This window comes from Photobacterium sp. AWH4_225, from assembly GCF_056158405.1.
On sequence record NZ_JBSWTF010000001.1, the window covers coordinates 1,347,901 to 1,363,304 of the forward strand.

11 protein-coding genes are annotated in these 15,404 nt (G+C 43.9%); 3 read left to right on the forward strand and 8 right to left on the reverse strand.

Annotated features, from left to right (window positions below; all coding sequences use genetic code 11):
- Window positions 1-3: 3 nt before the first annotated feature.
- The gene (locus tag ACXAD4_RS06595; protein WP_475239810.1) at window positions 4-768 is read right to left on the reverse strand and encodes a DUF3108 domain-containing protein; all 765 of its coding nucleotides are present in this window, start codon (window positions 766-768) and stop codon (window positions 4-6) included.
- A 118-nt stretch (window positions 769-886) separates the two neighbouring features.
- Window positions 887-2,431 carry a long-chain-fatty-acid--CoA ligase gene (locus tag ACXAD4_RS06600; RefSeq protein ID WP_475239813.1) on the reverse strand — a complete coding sequence of 515 codons (1,545 nt, stop codon included), beginning with the start codon at window positions 2,429-2,431 and terminating at the stop codon, window positions 887-889.
- Window positions 2,432-2,840: 409 nt separating this feature from the next.
- On the opposite strand from ACXAD4_RS06600, the gene ACXAD4_RS06605 reads away from it, so the two are divergent.
- Window positions 2,841-3,059 (forward strand): hypothetical protein, encoded by a 219-nt coding sequence (locus ACXAD4_RS06605; protein WP_475239815.1) that lies wholly within the window; start codon window positions 2,841-2,843, stop codon window positions 3,057-3,059.
- A gap of 142 nt (window positions 3,060-3,201) precedes the next feature.
- Window positions 3,202-3,672, forward strand: coding sequence for a DUF2947 domain-containing protein (locus ACXAD4_RS06610; RefSeq protein ID WP_475239818.1), 471 nt, complete (start codon window positions 3,202-3,204; stop codon window positions 3,670-3,672).
- Window positions 3,673-3,755: 83 nt separating this feature from the next.
- Here the strand turns inward: ACXAD4_RS06610 and ACXAD4_RS06615 are convergent, their stop codons facing one another.
- From ACXAD4_RS06615 to ACXAD4_RS06635, 5 genes are all read right to left on the reverse strand, one after another.
- Window positions 3,756-5,780, reverse strand: a complete 2,025-nt coding sequence (locus tag ACXAD4_RS06615) for a sensor domain-containing diguanylate cyclase (protein WP_475239820.1) — start codon at window positions 5,778-5,780, stop codon at window positions 3,756-3,758.
- Complete coding sequence (locus ACXAD4_RS06620) at window positions 5,773-6,336, reverse strand: YfiR family protein (protein WP_475239823.1); 564 nt, start codon at window positions 6,334-6,336, stop codon at window positions 5,773-5,775. Before ACXAD4_RS06620 ends, ACXAD4_RS06615 begins: the two co-directional genes overlap by 8 nt.
- Complete coding sequence (locus tag ACXAD4_RS06625; RefSeq protein WP_475239825.1) at window positions 6,336-8,444, reverse strand: TonB-dependent receptor plug domain-containing protein; 2,109 nt, start codon at window positions 8,442-8,444, stop codon at window positions 6,336-6,338. Before ACXAD4_RS06625 ends, ACXAD4_RS06620 begins: the two co-directional genes overlap by 1 nt.
- A gap of 337 nt (window positions 8,445-8,781) precedes the next feature.
- A complete protein-coding gene (locus ACXAD4_RS06630) occupies window positions 8,782-9,609 on the reverse strand; it encodes a pirin family protein (RefSeq protein WP_475239828.1) in 828 nt (275 codons plus the stop codon).
- A gap of 200 nt (window positions 9,610-9,809) precedes the next feature.
- Window positions 9,810-11,054 carry an outer membrane protein transport protein gene (locus ACXAD4_RS06635; RefSeq protein WP_475239830.1) on the reverse strand — a complete coding sequence of 415 codons (1,245 nt, stop codon included), beginning with the start codon at window positions 11,052-11,054 and terminating at the stop codon, window positions 9,810-9,812.
- 562 nt (window positions 11,055-11,616) lie between these two features.
- Between ACXAD4_RS06635 and ACXAD4_RS06640 the strand changes: the two genes are divergently transcribed.
- Window positions 11,617-13,524, forward strand: coding sequence for a carboxylesterase family protein (locus ACXAD4_RS06640; RefSeq protein ID WP_475239832.1), 1,908 nt, complete (start codon window positions 11,617-11,619; stop codon window positions 13,522-13,524).
- A gap of 68 nt (window positions 13,525-13,592) precedes the next feature.
- Here ACXAD4_RS06640 and ACXAD4_RS06645 read toward each other — a convergent pair whose 3' ends face one another.
- Complete coding sequence (locus ACXAD4_RS06645) at window positions 13,593-14,903, reverse strand: outer membrane protein transport protein (protein ID WP_475239834.1); 1,311 nt, start codon at window positions 14,901-14,903, stop codon at window positions 13,593-13,595.
- Between the last annotated feature and the right edge of the window lie 501 nt (window positions 14,904-15,404).

Below are 15,404 nucleotides of genomic sequence, written 5' to 3' on the forward strand. Positions count from 1 at the left end.
ATGCTACTGATTAGATGTCGGTGTGTATGAAAACTGATTGGTTGCAGGGCAGACTTTCTTGTTGCTGAGTAAGACGGCTTTGAGATCGAGTATTTTCCGCTTGTAGGTGGCACGGACTAACTGGTAATCGACGTCTGGCGAGAACCACATCACTAGCTTCCTGTCACTTTTTCTCACTTGCTCAACCCTAATGGTATTGACGCTGCCAAAGTTTGATTTGATGCGCTCTCTACCTTTGACTTGAAAGTAATACCGGTTTACGTCGTCGGTGTCCTGCAGGTTGTACTCAAACTGAGTTTTACCTTCTATCAAGCCTAGCCTCATTTGGCTGCCAATTGCATCGGCATCGAGCAATGGTAGGCTATCGCTGGTGAATGATGATACCTTGCCATCGACGGTGACTTTGGATGAACTGCCATCATCGTTGAACGAGACTTCTGTTTTACCACCTAACAAGCCTTTCACTTCACGTCGGAAACCTTTTGATAGAAAGCTTTGTTCTTCTTCGGACCAGAACACCTGACTTTGTTGGTTAAATCGGGTCTTGGTCGCCAATACTTCAATATTGCTATATGAGTTAATCTGGGCTTGTTTGTCTTGCCATCGTAATACTCGGGTCATTTGGCCAATTTTCAGATTATTGAAAAATAATTGGTATGTCAGAGTCTTGGTGCACTGATGAAATGCAGGAGAAGGTTCGGCGTAAGTCTGAGCGGAAGCGATACTGCTTAGGAAAGCCAAAAAGAACAATAAAAGGTTAACCTGCACGCTTACACCTTCGCTATTCAATACGTTGGATGATGTAATTAAGTTAGCAGGGCGGGCGCTAATATGCCAAATTGGCCTGCTAGAGGCGCAGGCCTGCAATAAATTTATTGAAAAGTGCCTATTTCAGTAAACGTTTGAGGATCTTGCCAGTAGCGGTCATCGGCAGCTCTTCGGTAATTTCAATCAAGCGCGGGTATTTGTAGTCAGCGAGGCGCTCCTTACCCCAAGCAACCAGCTCTTTTGCTGTGACAGTTGCATTTTCCTTCAGGATGATAAAGGCTTTAGCTTCTTCACCGTACGTCTTGTGAGGAACGCCAATGACAGCAATCATCTGAACATCCGGGTGGGTCATAAAGGTTTCTTCGATATCTCTAGGGTAAATGTTGAAACCACCACGGATGATCACCTCCTTCAAGCGGTCGACGACATATACATAGCCTTCATCGTCCATCCGAACAATATCACCAGTATGAAGCCATCCATTGACCACGGTTTTGGCGGTTTCTTCAGGCTTCTTATAGTACCCCTTCATGACGTTATGACCACGGATCAGGAGCTCGCCTTCTTTTCCGCGAGGGACTTCATGGCCGCTGTCATCGACAACTTTCATGGCAACACCCGGTAAAGGCTGGCCAATACTACCGGGCTTACGCTCATATTCCAGGTGATTGAAAGCGGCAACAGGGGAAGACTCAGACAAGCCATAGCCTTCGATGACAGGCACTTTCAGTTTCTCTTCGAACTGTTTGAGGATCTCAACAGGCATAGAGGCACCACCTGAAATGGCGACCTTCAGGTTATCTGCGATTTCATCAATATCAGCGTTGCCATGTTTTTCTGCAAAAGCAAGCAGCCCCATGAACATGGTAGGTACACCAGCCATATGGGTGACTTTGTGTTTGTGCATTTGCTGGAAAACACTTTTAGGTACAAAGCGCGGGATCAGAACGAGGGCGCTACCTGCAAGGATAGAGGTGTTCATGATGAGCGACTGACCAAAAGTGTGGAACAGTGGCAGGATAGCGATGCTGACATCAGAGCCCTTCTGGTTCGTCAGTGCCTGGCAGGCCTGGGCATTACACAGCATATTGCTCTGGCTGAGCTCAGCCCCTTTAGCGCGCCCTGTAGTACCAGATGTGTATAGGATCACACAGGTATCTTCAGCTCGGCGGTAAACGGCCTCAAAATGAGTGTTGCCTGAGGTCAGCCACTGGTTAAAGCTGTGGGCACCTTCAGGTAAAGGTTCGCCGCTGCCGGATTCAATAGAGATGAAATGTTGGCAATTAGGGGTTTGATTAAACCCTTCGAAACAATATTCCCCAGTCGGTAGCGCACTGTTTCCCTGGAAACTGATGATAGCAACTGCGTCGGAATCGTTCAGGTGGTAGGCCACTTCAGGGCCTTTGAGCATGATATTGAGTGGAACAGTGACAGCCCCCACTTTTTGGATAGCATAATAGCCAATGACAAAAGCGGGCATGTTTGGGCACGAAATCGCTACTTTGTCATCAGGCTTGATACCAATTTCACAAAGATGGTTGGCGATCGCATTGACCATGTTGTTCAGAATGCGGAAGTTGATTTTCTCATCATTGAAAATCAAAGCGGTGTCATTGCCTCGAAAATCGGCATTACGCTCGAGGTTGGTGGCTAAGTTGTACATAATCTAAGTTGTTGTTGTATTAGCTTTTCATTTTAAATCGTCTATCACATTACTGCCACTTACCGCGAGTAAAAATGTTGTGAGATTAGACATTACGCATATTGTGAGTCGCGTTGTAGGAAAAATGAGACAGATATGTCGGAGAGAGATAACTCGCAAAACTGTGAATCTTTTTTGTATTAATAAAGAATTTTTAATGACATTTTTATTCCTTATATATCAGAGTATTATGTTGTTAATGTGAATAATTAAAATAACAAGATAAAAAATGTGGAATTAAATCATTGAAATATAAAGCCATGAAATTTTCCCTTTAGTTGATATGTGTGAACTTTATAAGTCTGTTATTTGACGATTTTCTTAACGCCTCCTATTTTTATTTGGGCTCAATCAATAGAGGTGTGGAAAGATGAAGAAAATGAACTCGGCTTACCGCTTGCAAATCATCAAAGAAGTAGCGACTCGCCGTCGCTTGACTACAGGTGGCGATCCGATGGCATGCCACATTTCTAAATTGATTGAATCCAACAAGCAAGAACCAGTCGTTGTCGAGAAACACTATACGGGTTGTCATTATGATGATGCCGTCGGCGGTTGGGTGAGTAATCTTTGGGATCAGAAAAAATAGCAATAATTTCGGGTAATCGAGCGGTAAGTCACCGCTCGATTGATGTGAGTCATAGAGTAATTAGCGTTAAAACCGGATAACTACTGGCACAATAGGGACGACTCAGGTACATTTCTCCCGTCTTGAATTGTTAGGTCGTCCAATGAACCACGTAGAGTTAGATAACTATTCCCGCAAGTGGATTTTCACCCACGCATCTATGCCAGTTGCCGAATCAGACTTGGCCTTAATCAAACCCTTTACCCAAGCACGATCTGCCCAGATTTGGGGCGAGCATGTCAGTCGTCAAAGTCCTGATGCTGATCATTTTGAAAATGGGGATTGGGCACATAACGACAAGATCTGGTCTGCACCTATTGATTGGCAACAAGCTTGGGATAGCGACGAACCTGAAATGCCGGAAGAAATGTTGGATTTTCTTGATTGGGAAGATAACACCACCGTGTTCTTCTGCTACGAAAAGTACAATGTGATTGAAACGAAATGGGGTGTGTTCAAGCGCAATTGGAAAAATTTCCTATTCTTTGATGATGGTCCAATGTTGCTAGGCCGGAAAAAAACGCAGGCCGTTTGGTTCAGCTCAAAAGGTACATTTCGCTTAGCCAACCGTTAATCGTTACTCCGGTTCAACGATTGCTCGCTACCACCGAAAAGCCCTTTATGGTGGTAGCGGAACCCTCAATGATTAATTGTTAATTAGCTGTCTGCAGCTACTTCCCGTTCAACATGCTGGGAGGGGAGATAGTGAATAAGCTGGCCTTTTCCTTTTAACTTCGCTTTGTACATCGCTTTATCGGCTCGTCGTAAAATATCATTGATATTTTGATATTCGTTACTCTGAACGAGATAACTACCAATGCTTGCGCCAATGGTTAATTGATAATTTTCAATTTTCATCGGCATAGAAATAGATTCCATTATTTTATTTGTCGTATCTTGTATTGACGAACTGTTTTGTCCCACGGATAAGACAATAACGAATTCGTCTCCGGCGATACGGGCAACAACATCGTGGCGATTGACCGCTTGGGTCAGCCTATTTGCGATAGTGATCAATACCTGATCGCCGATATCATGGCCAAAATTGTCATTGATACTTTTAAATCCGTCGAGATCAAGAAAAAGCACACAGAATGAATGGCCCGATAGCTGCTGCTCACGAAGCTTATCGTAAAGGGTTTGATATAACTTGCCGCGATTTGGCAAGTTAGTCAGCATATCGTGGTTGGCTTGATATTCGAGCTGCTTCATTTTTTTCATCGAGCGCATATCGGAGCCGATCACTACGGTTTGCTGGTCTTGGCTATAGGGATCATTAATTTGGCTGATACGAATATATAAAGGCAGCTCTTGACCGTCACAGGTTGAAAAGTTGAGCTCACCATGCCATTGGATTTGTGTTGCAAGGGCCTCCTTGATCTTACCCAATACTGGGTCCAGCTCTTCTTTCGCGATAATGTGGTGGTAGTGTTTACCCAGAATATCTTGTTCTTTGAACCCCGATAGGCGGATAAAGGTCGTATTGACCATGGTTACCCGGTTTTCGCGATCAAAAAGTAAAATGGCATCTTGGCTATTATCGAAAACTTTGGTCACGAGTTTTTGCTGCCGGTCCGCATGTTGCCGTTCGGTAACATCCTCAATAGCGAACAAGGTTTGCTGTTTGTGGCGCAGTGGCCTGCTGACCAACTGGAACGTCCTTACTTCTTGGGAATGGGCGCGGCTTTCGATAACTAGTTGCTCGATCTCTCTGTTTTTGTTGAGCGTATCATTTAATAATAATTGAAATGCATCTCTCTCGCTGGGCTGCAAAATGTCAATAAGCGGCTTGTTGAAAAGCTGAAAAGAAGAAAGCTCGAACATAGACTGGCAAGCTTCATTAGCCAAGGTGATCACACCGTAATTATTCACAACAATCAAGGCATGCTGGACGGTTTCGATCACCTCATCGGCAAAGGCTTTTTCAATGGCCAGTTTTTGCATGGCACTGCGTAGCTCTTTGTCTCGCTGATTGATTGTGTTGACCATGTTGTTGAAGCCAAGGGTAAGTTCATAGAGTTCGTCATTGGAGAACTGGCTATGCGGAATAGGCAAGTGTGCATCCCCTTGGATTAACCGGCGAATGCCTTTGTTGAGTTCGGTTATCGGAGTGACGACCCAGCGCTGGATCTGGTTGATAAAGTAAGAACTGGTAATGATTAGTATCAGGAAAAGGAACAGGCTGACCTTAAGGTGTGTCACCTGAATTTCATTGAGCTGGTGCAGGGATGCGGCAAGGTGGATATGGGCAATCGCCTCCCCATCAATGACGACTGGCACAATGAGGTACAGATTGTCTTTACCAAAATGGTATCCATGCTGGCGGATGAAGTGTTTTTGCTCAATATTCGGTTCAATGTATGGAAATGATGGGCTTTCATATTCGGCAAAGAGCGAATGGTCGGGCAATTCCAGTCTTGCATTTACGATGAGCTCGTCGGCCTTAAGCGCGGATAAGATTTCTTTTGCGGCAAAGCTATCATGGAACAATACCGGTGCAGAGAGGTTACTCCCCACCCCCTTAGCAAGGATCTGGGTTCTAGAAACTAGGTTCTCTCGCTCTATAGCCAGATAGCTTTGATAGCTAATAAACTGAAAGCCAAGCAATACCAGCAAGTTGAACGTCATAATCGGAAAAGACAAGCGCTGGTTCAGGGTGAGGTTTTTTAGCCAATTATTCATTGTCACCTCCTTTATTTCCTTTAAGGTCGGAAACGAGAATAGCGATACGCAGCAACTGCGAGCTAACGTTAAGCTGGCCGTTATCGATATTTTCAAGATGCAGTGCGGGTTTTACCCGGTAATTCAGTGTCCTGAGTTCAATCATTCCACCTTCCTCTAGCGTGCTGGGTGCATCACTGATGGTGAGCAACCCTTTATATTGCGGAAGTGGGTTGAACTGCTCGATAGCGTCCTGAGTTAGGTACAACAAATCACACTTCAAGGCGGCATCGGTTAACGAGCTGACGGCTTCGAACTGGCCACGGGCACTCTGCTGGCGAAAGAGGGCTTCCAAGCTACGCGTGGTATTGTCATTACCTAGTGTGCAGAAAGCGATTTTGTTCTTTTCTCCCTCAGGCCATCGAATAAAGCTGGCTAAGCGGTAGACATAGACTGCTTTGATATCATGCTCAGCGAAACTTTGTGTTTGCTGGTTTTTGCCATATACCGCCCAACTTAGCGGTAGAGCAAGAAAAGCTATGGTTGATACTAAGGATGGGTACCATCGTCGTAACATTAATGGATCCCCCAGCTGGCTTTCAGGTAGATATTTTGATCGACTTTGGCCATCTCTGGCATATCTTGATAAGGATTACGGCCAAGTGCATCGATAATTAACTCAATGCGGGGCCAGTCAGCTTGCTTCTGCCAAGCGATCCTTGCATCCAAGGTGCTGACAGAAGGGGAGGCGAAATAGTCGATAGAGCTTGAGACGGCGCTTTTGTATTTGAACCATAAATCAAGCTGCCAGGCCGGAGTGATCTGCCATAGGCTCTGAAGTGATAGTAGGTGTGATGGCTGGTGGCTATATTTGAGCTTACTGCCTGACATCGCATCAGGTTCGCAATTTACATGTCCTGTGCAGGAGGCTGAGGTCTGAATATAGCTATAGCTGGTATTGAGACTAAAATCTGGTACCGGTGTCCATTGGATCGCGGTTTCAAAGCCATAGTTTTCGATATCGAGGTTATCGCTATACGTCTGTACCAAAGCAAACATTTCGCTAGGAAGTTGGGTGCCGTCTTGGCATTGGCCATAAATGCAAATCCATTCACTGCCACTTTCCATCAGTAGGTTATTGTACTGACTGTAAAACAGGGTGCTATCAACCGTTAATGCATCCGACGCAAAAAAACGGTGGCCCATATCAAGAGTAATAACGGACTCTGTCTCTAGATTTTCGTTAGCCGCAGTGTAGATAATGCCAGGACGATTATCTTGGCAGTCTTCGCTAAGACAGACAGAAGCCAGAAAATAACCATCGGTCTTGGTGGTAACAAATGACGGTGTCACAACAGCACGCGCAGCCCCAACCCAAAACTGCTGATCGATGCTTGGTTGATATAACAGCCGAGCCTGTGGCTGCAGCTCTGTGCTGTTGTTAAGGCTAAAGTGCTCTACTTTAACCCCAATGGTTGAGCTGATTGTATCCGTCAGCTGGGACTCTAGCTGGACGTAGGTATTGAAAATGCTATCAGTGCCTACAGGATCATGGCTGTAGCGGCCCCATGGTTCAAGACGGGTATAGTGATCATCAGGATAAGGCTCTGTACGGCGATGGATGGCACGGGCTCCTCCTCCGATAGTCAGTTGTTGGCTTGGACTAAGTTGATGATGGCCAAGTAAATCTATATCGAGAGTATGGAACTTTCCGGCGGCAGATGGTTCATCCGTGGAGTTAGTATCAGCCCAGAGATTGGCTTCATAAAAGCTGGTATCTTGCTGCGCTTGCCAGTTAGCGCTGATGTAGGCGCCTTCAGAATAAACCTTAAGATTTGTTTCCTGAAAAAGGCTATATACCGGCGATGAAAAGTCGGCATAGAACCAAGAGTGATCAGATCTTGTTTGGTATCCACCTAGCTGAAAGGTGAAATGATGATTGTCGGCTGTGTAGTCGGCTCGGAGCCCGCCACGAATGTTGCGCCAGGTATCATCATTATCTACGTAATAGTCCCCTTTAATCCCTTTAACAAAGGCTCGTGCTGTGAGGTTTTCATTGAAACGCGTACCGTAGCGGTAATTAAGCTCCCGGTAACCGTACTCACCACCGGCCACCTCCCCATAGTGGCCTAGGGTGTCTTGACTCTCTTTCGTGATGATATTGACTACACCGTTAGCGGCATTGCCTCCCCACATGGTGCCTGCCGCACCGCGGATGATCTCTATGCGCTCAATGTCTTCGAGGAGTGTGTCGATAGTGTGCCAAAAGGTACCTGACATTAATGGGCTATAGACGCTTCGCCCGTCAATCATGACCAAGAGCTTATTGAACAGCACCTCATTGAGTCCGCGCAGGGATACTTGCCAGTTGTACTCGGAGATACGGGTAACTTGGACTCCAGGTGCCAGCGCAAGTGCTTCCGCAATAGAGCGAACCCCGCTACGGCGAATTTGGTCATTGGAGATTACATAAACCGCTGCGGGTATATCCTTAATGGATTGCGGTTTCTTGGCTACGGAAGTTACCTGGAAATCCACTAAGCTGAGCTCTTCTAAGCTCATGGACATTAACTGCTCTAAATCACTGGCATACCCCTTGGATCCCCACAAGCCCAGCAGCACTGGCAGGATTAATTTACTGCGTGAGTGGGATAACAAGCCTGGTTGAGTACTGATAGAAGGCATGGAAAGGCGACCTGTTAGGTAGTGGGGATAATCAGATGATAAAATAAATCCTTTTAATTTAAACGCTTATATGATTTTGCTGGCGCTGCTTGTTATTTGTTAGGGGGATGTCTGAGCGTAGGGGAGGGGGAGTAAATATTGGCTACAGGTATTCGCAGGGGCGAAATTTTGTCATTAATTCTTGCAACAAACTCAGAGGATGAAATGTTGATTTATAAATCGCCTTGTTGGGTCAAATTTACCCCGCTGTTGACGGGCTACAGCAAAAAGGGTGTCAAAAAATTGAGTGTCTGTTTTTGCGATCAATATCACTCATTGTATGGTTATTGAATCAAGATCACTTTCTTGTCGTCATCAAGCGGTCGATGTTTTGAGTCGCTTTTGACATATTTTTCTGCGATGAGTGAACCGAGTGATGATTTGAGATTAAAGGCTGTTGCTGAGGTTTTCCAGTCACAATAAAGATCCTGGCTCCCAGCTTACTGGTACGGACTTCAATCGGTAATGGTGACTGATTTAGGGTTGCCATTTGGCGATTATGGAGCTGGCTGCCGCCGATATACACGCTACCAGAGCGAAGATAGACAAACCCTGCCAGTTGTTCAGGATCGGTGTCGAAGTACCAACATCCATATGGTGCAATCATTATATCGAGGAATGTCATGGGAATACTGTATTTCGCAGGGCTTGCGATACCCTTATAGCTCCCGATAATCACCTTTGTTGTCGAGTCATGCTCTTCGATAAGCGGCAATTGTTGGGTATCAAAATTAATGCAGCTAGCCGGTGACATTTCCATTTGCCCAGCAGGAAGAATCGTACCCAGACAAAAGGATTCCACTTGGCCGTTTTGCGGCGTCATGATGTCTTTATGAATAATGCCATCACCTGACGTCATGATATGGACATCGCCACTGGCAAGGGTGACGTGGTTGCCTGTTGAGTCATGGTGACTAAGTTTGCCGATCACGGGGTAGCTAACAGCATCAACGCCTGAGTGGCTCTGATAGTCGAGGCGCTTGGAATGTATCAGCGCTTTAGCGGTGTAATGATCCCATTGCACAAACGGGTTTAGCTGCTCAAGCTCAGATTGCCTGATAAATGTTGTGTGTAGGCCACGCTTTCTGCCAAAACGGATTTTTTGTACGGTTCTTGTCTTTCTCATGGCATTGACCAATATCGTGATGCGACGATGAGCATGGCACTCTGGTTTACAGAGAAGAGAAACATGCTGCAATCATGAAATTGATACAATAAATCTTAGACCCAAGACTGGGGCTTCACCATGCTAATTCATGAAAAAAAACAGAAAAACGGAAACCACACAGGGTTTCCGTTTACAGAGATAATCGAATGGGTTATTGATTAAAACGAGCGGCTATATTGCAGGCCAAACAAAATAGCATCGGCGCGGGTTGTCGCACCGGTAATTGACGGTGCATCCAGCTCAGGGTTCAAATGCTCATCGAAGGTCACATCCTGACCAATAAGGTAAGTGAATCCAAAGTCGATAGTTTCTTTCGCATTTAGGTTGTAGCTAAAGCCTGCAGATAGCCATTGGCGATCGGAATCTGGGATTGAAATAGATTTCAATTCGTCTGTTGCGGCGACGTCATACATATAACCAGCGCGCAGCGTCCAATCGTTGTTTAGGTAGTAAGTACCCCCGACGGAAATATGGCCGGCATCTTTCCATTGATATTGTTTATCAATTGACTGAGAGGGAACTAGACCAAACAGCATGTCTTGAGTTTGAATGTTGATTGTATCGAACTTGCTCCACTGTACCCATTGAAGGCTATAGTGGGCAGCAAATTTCTCGTTCAAGCGGTGATAACCTGAAAACTCGGCAATGTCTGGTAGTGGTAGAGATATTTTATCAGTTGGGTCGTCACCTTCTGCATCCACAGTAGGGCTAGAACGGTAACTTAACCCAAAGCGATGATCATCATTTACTTCGTAAACAATACCGGTATTCCAGCCTAGCGCTGTGCCTGTTGCATCAATATCAACCGCGGTAATACCTTTGTAAGTACGCTTCAGCTCACCCATGCCATAAATTAGGTCTAATCCAGCGCCAATACTGAAGTTATCAGTTAGGCGATAAGAAAGAGTTGTCCCTAAGTTCATGCTTTTAATGCTGGTTTTTCCACCAAAAAGGTTAGCTGAAAATTTTTCGTCAAACTCAGTGGCAGTACCAAAGTTAGAATATGCAGATAGACCCCAAGCCCATTTGTCATTCAGTGGCATAACAAGGTGTAAGTTCGGTACAAAAGAGGTACCACCGATACCATCGGTACCTGAGATATCTTCTTGGGTGATGGCGAAGTCAGGGATATTTATATCATTGTAGGTGCCGCTTTTTAGTCTGACGTCGGTAGCAATAACATTGAAGCCAAGAGAAAAGTTAGCTTCTTTGAACAGTGCCATAGCGGCAGGGTTTCGAGCGGCAACAGAGGCATTATCTGCAATTACGGCATCGCCAGCGAAAGCTCGACCAAGACCAGTGGCTGATTGGCTGTTTAATTGAAAACCAGCTGCGAAAGAGGGGGCGGAAGAAAGTGTAATAGCCGAAACTACAGCACAGGATAACAGGCGCTTCTTGAACATATTTATTACTTTATTAATTATTGAATTTGGCGTTTAACATCGCCAGAAATTAGCTGGGATTCTAGAGTGAGTATTTATTTAAACAACTCTGACCAGTTATTTTATTTTAATTATCGGCTGTTTGTATTTGTTTGTTTTTCGAAAGTGTTAACTGCGCTGCTATATGTATAAGCGTTCTGAATTTACGTCTGAAAGGTATTTCTAATTGTAATGAAGGCTGTGTGATATGAGGCAATAAAAATTATCAAGTTAGTATTGATGTGTCTAATTATTTAACTTGGTTAGTGCGTTTTTGTCTATGACTCATTATGCCATTGAAAAGTTCCATTTGTTTTTTATATGCTAGCGCCTTATCTATTGGTGGTGCTGTTTGTTTTAACCGTTATTTATCTTTGTGGTTGTTATTTTAAAACCTCAGACCAGATCAATATATTATGTTATTTAATTTTGTATTGAATATAATAACTGAACACAAACGGCTTAATTATAAGTTTGAAGGTTAATACTTTTAACTTATATATTGCTGTAAATAAAAAACAAGAAGCATATAAAGACTATAATGATGAAAAATTATTCCCGCTCTATTATCGCAACAGGCATCGCGTTAGCCCTCGTTGCTTGTAACAATGACTCATCCGTATCTGGAAAAGATAACCTGGAGCCATCCAACGTGACTGTACAAGTCGGTGATGCTCAGTTTAAGGGATTGCTTGAAAAAGTTGAGATTACCAACCTGGATAATAAAGACGAAACCGTTGATGTTGAGGTGTTTAAAGGCATTCGATATGCATCAGCTAATCGCTTTGAACACAGCAAACTGGTTGAGCCAACTAAAGGGCTAATTGACGCTACAGCGTTTGGTGATATCTGTCCGCAGGCAGGTAACGAAGGTATTGCCCAATCAGAGGACTGTTTAAGCCTGAACATCTGGCGACCTGCGGGTATCTCTGAACAGCAAGAGTTGCCAGTTTATGTGTTCATTCACGGCGGATCATTTGAAAGTGGTGCGGGTTCGTTGCCACTTAACCATGGTGACACTATTGTCGCGCAGAGTGTCTCTGATGCTAATAATGAATCGGGCGATAGAGACGAACCATTTATTGCGGTGACTTTAAACTACCGTCTCGGACTTCTGGGAAGCCTATGGGTGGATGGAACGCAACCTGAAAATCAAGCAGGTGGTAACTTCGGTATTGGTGACCAGAAGCGTGCGTTAGAGTGGGTAAATAAGAATATCCAATACTTCGGTGGTGATAGTGACAATGTGACAGTATTTGGTGAAAGTGCTGGTGCAATGTCTATTGGTATTTTGCAGCAAGATTCTGTTGTTGCTGGTGGCGAAGATCTAGATGACCCTTCTAATAATGGCTATTACCAACGGGCAATTATGCAAAGTAATCCTTATGGTATTCCATATAAGGATGAAGAGTCGGCGTCAAATTTGGAAGTGCAGTTAAATAGTTACTCTAAAAAACATTATGGAGTGGATCTTTACTCTAAAACTCTAACTCCAAATCAGATTATGGATATTCAATCATATGGTAAGTCTGGAAGTATCTTGATTTCGAATCTGATTACATCAACACCTAGAGCTTCAGGGTTTCTACCTTATGCGCCATATTTAGATGAAGTAACTATGAAGGAGCAACCTATTGATACTCCTTATAGTGTGCCAACTGTGGTTGGCTTTAATACTGATGAAGCGAACATCTTTACTTCCATGTTTGAAGCATTGCTTTATGCAAATATTAAAGACAGTAATGGTGATTATATTTTCCTTGATGGTGAATATGTACCGATAAGAAGCTTGTACGGTATGTATGAGCTATTGGTTAAGAGTTTCTTTGGTGGAGTACCAACTGTTGACTGTACTCCATTTTGGGACTGCTGGAAGCAGAAAGGCTCTAAGCTTTTAGAAATTGAGGCCTACACTCCATCGCCTGAAGACACCATTCAAATGTCCAGCGAAAACGTTCGTAAAGCCCGTATGCTAGCAAATGATATGCTATTTACTTGCCCGTCACGAAAAGCGTTGAAGACACAATTCGAAAATAATGGCAAAGGTCATAATGTAATCATGTACCAATTTGAGCATGAATCACAATTTAACTTCTGGCCATTTAGAGCTTCACCTTTGGCTGCATTAAGTTGTCAAAACCTTGATGGTACGGTGAAAGGCAAAGCCTGCCATGCTGCTGAACTACCGTATGTCTTCAATAAAGAAATGAACATCAAAGGTGAGATGGTACTGGCAAACTCTGCGGATAAGAAGCTAATGGCTCAGATGTCACGTAAGTGGTTCAGTGACAGCCTGTTTGCTGATGACATGTCTTGGGATTACGGTTCAGATAGTAACGATAAGTTCATTAGGATCAATTCTAGTGGCTTCGAGTTAAACAACCGCTGGGATGAAAGCTATAACGAAAGCCGTTGTGCTGAATTAGAGAAAGAAAAATTACTCGACTTTTAATTGATGAATGATACAAAAAAGCGGAAGTCCATAAGGCTTCCGCTTTTGTCTTTATCCTGAGCGTGGAATTAGAATGTGCGGCTGTATTGTAAGCCCACAAGAACTGCATCTGCACGAGTGGTGGCTGATACACTGGTACCAATTTCACCAATTGGCGTATCAATCCCCATGAACTCCTCAACATGGGTGTCTTTACCAAGTAGGTAAGTGGCACCAAAGTCGATGTTTGAGCGTGAGTCAATGTGGTAGGTAAAGCCTGCTGATAGCCATTGACGATCTGAATCAGGAATAGAAATAGATTTCAGCTCGTCAGTTGCAGCAACGTCATACATATAACCAGCGCGTAAGGTCCAGTCATTGTTCAGGTAGTACGTACCACCGACTGAGATGTGGCCTGCATCTTTCCATGCATACTCTTTCTCAATACCAGCAATTTGTAGTGAATCAAACGCGCTCCATTGTACCCACTGCACGCTGTAGTGTGCGGCAAATTTGTCTGCTAGGCGGTGATAACCGGAAAACTCAGCCATATCGGGCAGTGGCATATCCAGCTTGTTGGTACTTCCAACTACGGTATCTACATCGCCTTTAGCCGTAACAGTCGGGCTGTAGCGGTAAGAAAGACCAAAGCGGTGATTGTCATTCAGTTCGTATACAACACCAATATTACCACCGACCGCGAAACCAGAGGCATCAACATCGAGGGCATTGAATTTGTGCTCTGTGCAAGATTGATTTGGCCCAAACCCTTTACAGGTTTCTACATCAATATCGCGTTTTAGCTTACCCATGCCATAGATAAGATCTAGGCCGGCACCGAAGCTCCACTGATCATTCAGGCGATAAGATACACTGGCACCGAAATTCATGCTTTGAATTTCAGTCGTGCCACCAAAGACGGAAGCGGCAAAGTCATCTTTAAATTCAGTACCGGTACCAAAGTTAGAGTATGCCGAAACACCCCAAGCCCATTGCTCATTGACAGGAACCACCAAATAGAAGTTCGGGACTACAGAGGTGCTTCCAATACCATTAGTACCTGAGATATCAAACTCATTGGTACCATTTGGCAGGTATGGAAGATCAGGGTTACCTGTTTCACGTAAGCTCATCTGATTATAAGTACCGTCTTTGATTCGGACATCGGTATCAATAACAGTGAAACCCAAAGACATGCTGGTTTCTTTGAACATAGCCATGGTCGCAGGGTTACGGGCCATCGCTGAGGCATTGTCAGCAATAACTGCATCACCGGCAAATGCACGGCCAAGGCCTGTCGCCGATTGACTATTGAGTTGGAAACCGGCTGCCATAGTTTGTACAGACGTAACAGAGAGTGCAGTTAACACCGCACAGGATAACAAACGCTTCTTGAACATAGAGAATTCTTTAGTATTTATGTAATTAGTTTTATAGCGAACTATGCTAGTGCATAATTTCGGGAGAATTCTATGTGGGACAGGAAATACCACAAATCAGACCAGTTGAGTTTATTATGTTGTCGAGTTGTTGATGGCGATTAAGATTTATTTGGAAGGTAATTCATCATAATTATATAGCTTTAAATTTATGGTGATGTTTGCTATAAATAAAGTAAATACTCTATTATTTTGAAGTTGAAATAGGGTAAAAATAAACTAATAGCTTAAGTTTATGTTTTTATTGAATGGTGAGTATCTAATATCATTCTTGTGGAAGCTGTAAATGGTTATTATGCTTTTGGTTTTAGTTTTACTTTGTTCACTTGTGATTATTATCAGTGTTGTGGGTTTAAATAGTCAGTTAGGTTCTGATCCTTGCCTTTTTATAACATAACGCTTGTTTTATTTATGTTATTTTATGCGTTTTATTGCTTTTAATTGTTCGGATTTAATACAAGG

Excerpts from the sequence above, each read along its gene's own strand:
- ACXAD4_RS06605 (WP_475239815.1), top strand. The coding sequence starts at position 2,841 with ATGAAGAAAATGAACTCGGCTTACCGCTTGCAAATCATCAAAGAAGTA.
- ACXAD4_RS06615 (WP_475239820.1), bottom strand. The coding sequence starts at position 5,780 with ATGAATAATTGGCTAAAAAACCTCACCCTGAACCAGCGCTTGTCTTTT.
- ACXAD4_RS06600 (WP_475239813.1), bottom strand. The coding sequence starts at position 2,431 with ATGTACAACTTAGCCACCAACCTCGAGCGTAATGCCGATTTTCGAGGC.
- ACXAD4_RS06645 (WP_475239834.1), bottom strand. The coding sequence starts at position 14,903 with ATGTTCAAGAAGCGTTTGTTATCCTGTGCGGTGTTAACTGCACTCTCT.
- ACXAD4_RS06630 (WP_475239828.1), bottom strand. The coding sequence starts at position 9,609 with ATGAGAAAGACAAGAACCGTACAAAAAATCCGTTTTGGCAGAAAGCGT.
- ACXAD4_RS06635 (WP_475239830.1), bottom strand. The coding sequence starts at position 11,054 with ATGTTCAAGAAGCGCCTGTTATCCTGTGCTGTAGTTTCGGCTATTACA.
- ACXAD4_RS06620 (WP_475239823.1), bottom strand. The coding sequence starts at position 6,336 with ATGTTACGACGATGGTACCCATCCTTAGTATCAACCATAGCTTTTCTT.
- ACXAD4_RS06625 (WP_475239825.1), bottom strand. The coding sequence starts at position 8,444 with ATGCCTTCTATCAGTACTCAACCAGGCTTGTTATCCCACTCACGCAGT.
- ACXAD4_RS06640 (WP_475239832.1), top strand. The coding sequence starts at position 11,617 with ATGAAAAATTATTCCCGCTCTATTATCGCAACAGGCATCGCGTTAGCC.
- ACXAD4_RS06610 (WP_475239818.1), top strand. The coding sequence starts at position 3,202 with ATGAACCACGTAGAGTTAGATAACTATTCCCGCAAGTGGATTTTCACC.